The following is a 5,570-nucleotide window of genomic DNA, read 5'->3' on the forward strand; positions in this document are numbered from 1 at the left end:
GAGCACGCATTCGCTCTATGCCTGGAGGCGCAAGTTCGCGAAGGCGGTGTCGGGTGACACGGAGAAGGATGCCGAGATCCGGCGGCTGAAGCGGGAGCTGGCGCGGGTCTCCGAGGAGCGCGACATCCTAAAAAAGGCCACCGCGTATTTCGCCAGGGATGCAAAGTGAGATACGCGTTCGTGGCCGAGCATCGAGGTCAGTTTTCGGTGCGGACGATGTGTCGCTGCCTGCGCATCCAGCCGAGCGGGTTTTATGCGTGGCTGAAGGCACCGCTGTGCGCACGGGCGCAGGAGGACAGGCGCCAGATCGAGCTGCTGCAGAAGGCCTGGGCGGAGAGCGGCAAGGTCTACGGATACCGCAAGCTGCATGACGATCTGGTTGAACAGGGCGAAAGCATCTGTCCGAACCGCGTTTCTCGACTGGCGCAGCTTGCAGGGATCAAGGCGCAGATCGGCTACAGGCGCCGCCCCGGCAGCTATGGCGGCAAGCCGTCGGTCGTGGTCGACAATACCCTCGACCGGCAGTTCGACGTCGAGGCCTCGGACAAGGTCTGGGTGACCGACATCACCTACATCCGGACGCAAGAGGGGTTCGCCTACCTCGCGGTGGTCATCGACCTCTATTCCCGGCGCGTGGTCGGCTGGTCGATGCAAAGCAGGCAGACAACGGATGTCGTTCTGCAGGCCCTGCTCATGGCCGTCTGGCGGCGCAAGCCGAAGGGAAAGGTGCTGGTCCACTCCGATCAGGGCAGCCAGTTCACCAGCATGGATTGGGCTGCTTTTCTGCGCGCCTACAATCTTGAGCACTCCATGAGCCGCCGCGGCAATTGCCACGACAATGCCGTCGCCGAGAGCTTCTTCAACCTGCTCAAGCGCGAACGGATCAGACGTAGGACCTACCGGACCCGCGAAGAAGCAAGGCAGGACGTGTTCGATTACATCGAGATGTTCTACAACCCGAAGCGCAAGCATGCGAGGAACGGGATGCTGTCGCCTGCCGAGTTCGAGCGGCAGCAGATGATGAGACGCGAAGGCGTCTAAGAAACTCGGGGCTATTCAAACACCGTCCAGTCATCCGGCTTTTGCGTCATCGCTTCAGACAGTATGCCGCTTGCCAGCAAGCGCTGTCTCAACTCCTCTCCGTCAACATCAAGCAGGCGCGCCACGGTAGAAACTGAGTGACTTTGAAGCGACAGAACCGGTTCTCCCAAAAGATCATCGCCTGGCCCAAGCGGCCAGGTGGTCGCGATAGGCTGCGCAAAACCGCATGAAACGGTGCCAGTCCATCCTCAGCCGTTGGCCCGACAAGAAGATCGTGAAGCCGGCCGAAGACCCGCTTGGCTCCGATTGAGGGAGAAAATCGCTCCTGATGCTGAGTGAGAAACTCCGCAATAGCCTCTGGACCCTGCAATACCAGGTCAAATCCCAGATCAACCGGCTGATCCTCCGCCTGATCATCTGAATCGACCCCGGGACACCATCAAGCTGCCAAGAGCCGAGCAGAAGCGCGCACTGGCCTGCAGACCAAACCCATCCAGCCAGTTGGATGCACGCCTCTGCCCAAGCAACCGGTGCTGCACTCATTGATCGAGTTTGGTCGACTCAGCCAGATCTTCGACAGTCTTCCCCGGCAGCTCAGCCTTCCAAAGCTTTTGCAGCCGAACCGCGCTGTCATGGCGATCGAAACGGTCATAGATCTGCCAAAGCGGTTCAAGACGCGTCCCATGTTGCGGACAGATTCGCACGAGATCGAGCATCCAGATTCCCCGGATGATGCCTTCGCCAAACCCATTGTTCATGTCATCGCGCAGGCAGGCCCGACATCCCCGGACGCAGGTGCTGCGAAACGCCTCGGCCGTGAAGCTCTCCCCGAGAAAGGACCAATTCCCTGCCCTGATCTCCCGTGGCGTCGACCGGCACAAGTCTTCAAGGCTGGTGCCGGAGATATCGGCCAGTCGTGCTAAGGCTCTCTCCTCGCCGATCAGGAGCCGTGGCAACGGAATTCCCATCTCGACGAGGAACTCGGAAATGGGAACCCGGTTGCGATACGCCAGTCTTGAGACCAGAGAAAAGGCAACCTCGCCCCGAGAAATCGGGACCGTCAAAGCCAACAGTGACACGTAAATGAGGGCCTTTTCATCACCAGAAAGAAAGGCGTCATCGCTCGGTCAGACGAGGAATTGAAGAGCTCCCTGATCCGTCCAACCATCTCCCCCCATGGGAGTGCTTTTTAACACCTATCGCGCTATAGTTGCGAGCAGCGGATATGCTGTCGGCCACCGGGCCGATGCGCCATAGTCAAAAAGGGCGGAGAGCAGCCTGATGTCGGTGCGGCATGGCAAAGATAGAAACTATAGATAACCGTCGTTCGCGGATGCTGCAGCAAAACCTCAGGTAGGCTATTCGGAGCTGGGATGACGGGTTTAGCGGCGCATACGCATCACCCTAAGGTCGGTTATATGCCAGGTATCGTTACGCTCATCATATCCAAGATATGCCGTGAACTCGGTACTAGCCACCGGCTGCATGTGCCAACTCAGCGTATCGGGCGCGTTGCACTGCAATTTCCAGCGGCCAAAATAGATCTTCTGGCGCTCTGTATCATATTCTAAGCGTCGAGGGGCTAGAACCGAGGAGTAGAAAGACCTGTCAACTCGCGCAAGGTTGTCAGGATCCTCAAGGAAACGATCAAGGGCTTCGGCGTAAAGCCCCGCGTCTGCTCGGGAAACGTTTTGGCTGGTATCACCGCAGCTTAGGGCGATCAGATCATTCATTTCATACTCCACGATCATGACATAGGGGATGGGGTCTGGTGGAAGGTCAATCATGAGCCTCACCTCCTATTCACAATAGAACTCGGCGGCTTCGAGATTAGCCTCGCTCACCTTCTGTGCCTCGGCATAAAGGCCATCACCCTCGCGGGACGGGCGCCAGCGAGCTTCGCCCGTAGCTTCATTGAATTCCCTCGTTTGCGGGGGTTGTTTTATATAGTCGTCGATAATCCAACCGTCCGGCTGAACTGCCTGCGGGTAGGTTTCATTCACGTACGCAGTTATTGCATCCCGATCCGGCAATGTATTTCCGTAGGAATCGGTCATTCTGAGATAATTTCGGCCAGACAAGCCCTTACGGATCGTCCAGAGTTCGGTATTGTAGTAGGCATCGAACTCCTTCTCGTTGGGCGTCATGGTGTCAGGTTGCGCCGTATGCCACATTTCATGATAGATGGTTTCCGCTGCGGCCGCGCAGTCAACTTTTCTTAGCAGTCCAACGACCTTCTTGCCGTTCCCGTCATCATAGGCAAAGCCGCCCCCGTGGAAGCGACGGGTAATCCACGCCTTTCCGTCGAAGTACGGATCATCATAGTAGATCTCGTCATATACCCAGAACTCTCCGTGCGCACGAGCCCTGCTCATTACCTCGGCGTCGTCAGGGCAGAAAATGCAGCGAATACATGCCATGTCCCAGTGAGCCGGCCATGATGCCGGATTGCAGCAATCACCAGTAATGCAGGCCACTTTTGCGCCAGCGTCCTGGCGCTGGCTTGGTTCCTCTAGTCTTAGCTCGCGGCCCATTTCAGTTCTCCTGTTCAATATTGAGCCAGTTCGAGACCAGAGAGGCCAACGGCCAAAAATCAATCGTTTCGCTCGAAGAGTTGAGGCGGCAGGATTCCAATCCCCTCGCGATCCAGGGTTTGAATGGATCCCTTTCAAAGCCGTGACCAAAGAACATCTCGAACCCTGCAATCGCGACAACAGCACGCCAATGATCGCAGCCAAGGATGCGGCGTGCCTTGGCGTGGTAGTCGCCGGAACGAGATTTCCACAAGTAGCTCTGGCGATGGATCGATACCTTTGCAGGATAGATCCGATCAAGTTCGCTTACGATGTCCGTGTCTTCAGTCGGACCTGTCCCTTTCAGAAGATCTGAAAAAGCAGCCAGCGCATTATTGAAAAGCGTGTTCTTTGGTCCACCAAAGACCCTCGTCGCGTAATCGCCGACGCGTGCATATACTGTGTTCAGGTAGGCAAGGTCATGGCTGCCATCGGTCTTTCCGCCACGCGGCAGCAAAACATCATATTGGGGATCATTTGAGAACTGCGCACCGAAGAGGGTCATCATATTAAGCCAGAAAAAATAGGCCCCGCGTGTTTCGTAACCCGCCGCTTCGGCGCGATCATAGACGAAGCGAGCGCCCGCTAGTCGGTCGGAAGCTGTTAAGAAAGGTGACCCCTCTGGCAAGAAGTCGATGCTGGCCAAAGCCAGTTCCTCAATGAACCTGTCCCGGCGGTATTGCTTGAAGGCGGTAATATGGGCTGGTGTCAGGACAAACATCACAGTGACACCAAGGAGGCCGATTTGACCTTCACCATGCCAGTCAGCCGGGATCGTGTCGTCATCCAGATGCGGGTGTTTGGCGTTGAAAAGAAGCGATCCAAGTCGCTGGGCGAGCACGCCCGTAGAAAGTAGGGTAAAAGCCGCGGGTCCCAGAACCTGAAATAGGCCACGGTTCCTTCGGGGGTATTCACCTTAGTGAAGCGACGAAAATGCTTCCACATACGGTCCATGCCTATGTCCGATTGTATCAGTATGCCGGTTTCGTAGAGCCAGTCGCGACTGAAAAACTCCTTGTGGAAGCGTGTTGTCTCCCCAGTTGCTGTGAGATCGACAAGATAGGGGGCGACTGTCTTCAAATTCTCCGCTGCGTGACCTTTAAAGAGGCATCGACAGGGCAGATCAACCTCGCCAGGATCAAATCCGCCCCAGAGCTCCGAATGGAGGCCGGCATCCATGAGTAGATAGGTTCGCATCTGCTCGGCGTCAGAAGCGGGAGCGAACAGCTGCGCTTGCAGTGCGGGTGGCATCGGGATTCTATCCCACAATGCGCCCTTTGATATGCCGATTTCTGCATACTCAGAATGTTCAACAATCGCGAGGTGCCGCCCGGCTGCACGCGCTGACGGCGTCAGCGAGGCTATCCAGTAGTCCTCATCAGGCATCACGTCTCGACCTCGTAAAAATCACAACAACAGTAAGTCTAGCCTATGGTAATGTGCCGCAGAGCGAAAGATTGCGGTTGCGCCGGCGGCATCCGATTGCCCTTCACATAGGCAGCTATTGAGGTCACGTCACAAAACGTTTGCTGAACCGCGCCGGGTTTACCGGAGGCTTCAACTCCTGAGTAGGATGGAGCATCATGAGCAAGACAACGAACAAGCTTTCCCCCGAAGTGCGCGAACGTGCGGTGCGCTTGGTCCTCGACAATGAGGGTCAGCATGGATCGCGCTGGCAGGCAGCCATGTCGATCGCGGCGAAGATTGGCTATGCGCCCCAGACCCTGAACGATTGGGTCAAGAAGGCCGAGGTCGATAGCGGCAAGCGGCCGGGAGTTTCGAGTGAGATGTCGGATCGCATGAAGGCCCTGGAATGTGAGAACCGGGAACTGCGCCAAGTCGAGCCATGGGAACGCCACTGGTCCGAGAGACCATGGCGAGGGAGATCCTGCGCAAGGCGAGCGCATATTTTGCGCTGGCGGAGCTCGACCGCCGGTCGAAGTGATGGTGTCGTTC

Annotated in this window: 6 protein-coding genes and 1 pseudogene; 2 read left to right on the top strand and 5 right to left on the bottom strand. The window is 56.9% G+C overall.

The window, feature by feature from the left end:
• A protein-coding gene (locus tag IQ24_RS19905; protein WP_242008244.1) for an IS3 family transposase occupies positions 1-1,041 on the top strand; the annotation gives its coding sequence in 2 pieces (ribosomal slippage) (positions 1-140 and positions 140-1,041; 1,042 coding nt annotated over the 2 pieces). This gene is flagged as partial in the annotation.
• A 539-nt stretch (positions 1,042-1,580) separates the two neighbouring features.
• Here IQ24_RS19905 and IQ24_RS19910 read toward each other — a convergent pair.
• The 5 genes from IQ24_RS19910 to IQ24_RS19930 all read right to left on the bottom strand — a co-directional run bounded on the left by IQ24_RS19910 (position 1,581) and on the right by IQ24_RS19930 (position 5,000).
• A complete protein-coding gene (locus tag IQ24_RS19910; RefSeq protein ID WP_158637589.1) occupies positions 1,581-2,120 on the bottom strand; it encodes a TniQ family protein in 540 nt (179 codons plus the stop codon).
• A gap of 303 nt (positions 2,121-2,423) precedes the next feature.
• The gene (locus tag IQ24_RS19915; RefSeq protein WP_145400128.1) at positions 2,424-2,828 is read right to left on the bottom strand and encodes a hypothetical protein; all 405 of its coding nucleotides are present in this window, start codon (positions 2,826-2,828) and stop codon (positions 2,424-2,426) included.
• A gap of 12 nt (positions 2,829-2,840) precedes the next feature.
• Positions 2,841-3,575 (bottom strand): hypothetical protein, encoded by a 735-nt coding sequence (locus IQ24_RS19920; protein WP_145400129.1) that lies wholly within the window; start codon positions 3,573-3,575, stop codon positions 2,841-2,843.
• A gap of 1 nt (position 3,576) precedes the next feature.
• Positions 3,577-4,335, bottom strand: a complete 759-nt coding sequence (locus IQ24_RS19925; RefSeq protein ID WP_145400130.1) for a hypothetical protein — start codon at positions 4,333-4,335, stop codon at positions 3,577-3,579.
• Positions 4,335-5,000, bottom strand: coding sequence for a DUF4123 domain-containing protein (locus IQ24_RS19930; RefSeq protein ID WP_145400131.1), 666 nt, complete (start codon positions 4,998-5,000; stop codon positions 4,335-4,337). Before IQ24_RS19930 ends, IQ24_RS19925 begins: the two co-directional genes overlap by 1 nt.
• 197 nt (positions 5,001-5,197) lie before the next feature.
• Between IQ24_RS19930 and IQ24_RS19935 the strand changes: the two are divergent.
• Positions 5,198-5,570: pseudogene (locus tag IQ24_RS19935) on the top strand (transposase); the annotation flags it as partial.

Source organism: Paracoccus sulfuroxidans (assembly GCF_007830335.1).
Lineage (GTDB): Bacteria > Pseudomonadota > Alphaproteobacteria > Rhodobacterales > Rhodobacteraceae > Paracoccus > Paracoccus sulfuroxidans.

What these genes read in the sequence shown, in the direction of transcription:
- IQ24_RS19915 (WP_145400128.1), bottom strand. Translation starts at nt 2,828, where the DNA reads ATGATTGACCTTCCACCAGACCCCATCCCCTATGTCATGATCGTGGAG.
- IQ24_RS19920 (WP_145400129.1), bottom strand. Translation starts at nt 3,575, where the DNA reads ATGGGCCGCGAGCTAAGACTAGAGGAACCAAGCCAGCGCCAGGACGCT.
- IQ24_RS19925 (WP_145400130.1), bottom strand. Translation starts at nt 4,335, where the DNA reads ATGTTTGTCCTGACACCAGCCCATATTACCGCCTTCAAGCAATACCGC.
- IQ24_RS19930 (WP_145400131.1), bottom strand. Translation starts at nt 5,000, where the DNA reads ATGCCTGATGAGGACTACTGGATAGCCTCGCTGACGCCGTCAGCGCGT.